The following is a 917-nucleotide window of genomic DNA, read 5'->3' as shown; positions in this document are numbered from 1 at the left end:
CGAAGCGCCGCGTGGAGCGCGAGGCCCGCGAGGCCCGCCGCGCCGCCGAGGTGCACGCGCGTGAGAAGGCGAAGGCGGAACGCGTCGTGAGCGCGAAGGCCCTCAGAACGGCGACGGAGAAGCTCGCGGCGCAGGAGGCGACGCTGGCGGCGCACACGGCGGCCCTCGCTCAGCACGAGAAGGCGCTGCGCGGCGTGGAGACGTACCTCGTGCGCACGTCCAAGAAGACGAAGCGGCGCGGCGGCGGTGGCGGCGGTCTGCTGCCCCTGCTGCTGATCGTGGGCGGCGGCTACCTGCTCGCCCGCCGTCCTGAGGTGCGTCAGCGCGTGCTGGACACGGTGCGCGGCGTGAACCCGGAGGCGGCGGACGCGCTGCACCGCGCGGGCCGTCAGGTCCGCAACATCGTGGGTGAGGTGTGGCTGGAGCGCGCGGGCGAGGAGACGAACCCGACGCGCAAGACGGCGAGCTACGGCGCGACGTCCACGCAGGGCACGACCTCGCAGAACGCGATTCGCGAGGCGGACCGTCCCACCGACGAGGTGAAGAAGGACGCGGGCCGCGCGGGCTAGGATCGCTGAACAGAACCTCGGCGAAGGCCGAGATTCTGCCGAGCGGAGCACGCAGTACCCCGCAGGGAGCGAGTCAGTGCAGCGTTGCGCCGGGTTTTGTTGAGCGATCTGGGCGTGTCTTCACACACGGGGTGCCTCCTGCGGGAGGCGCCCCTCTTTTTGGTCTACAATTCCCGCCATGTCCCGTACGCGTGTGAAGATCTGCGGCACCACCAGCGTCCGCGACGCCCTGCTCGCCGAGGAGGCGGGCGCGGACGCGGTCGGGCTGATCTTCGCGTCCTCGAAGCGGCGGGTGGACGCCGCGCGCGCGGGAGATCGGGCTGGCGCTGGGACCGGGGGTGGCGCGGG

At 72.5% G+C, this 917-nt stretch carries 1 pseudogene; it reads left to right on the top strand.

The window, feature by feature from the left end:
• A pseudogene (locus tag DEIPI_RS32220) lies at positions 1-569 on the top strand (hypothetical protein); the annotation flags it as partial.
• Positions 570-917: the final 348 nt, after the last annotated feature.

This window comes from Deinococcus pimensis DSM 21231, from assembly GCF_000519345.1.
In the GTDB taxonomy this organism is placed as follows: Bacteria; Deinococcota; Deinococci; order Deinococcales; family Deinococcaceae; genus Deinococcus_A; species Deinococcus_A pimensis.
Note: the sequence above shows the minus strand (reverse complement) of the source record. Positions and strands in the feature narration are given on the sequence as shown.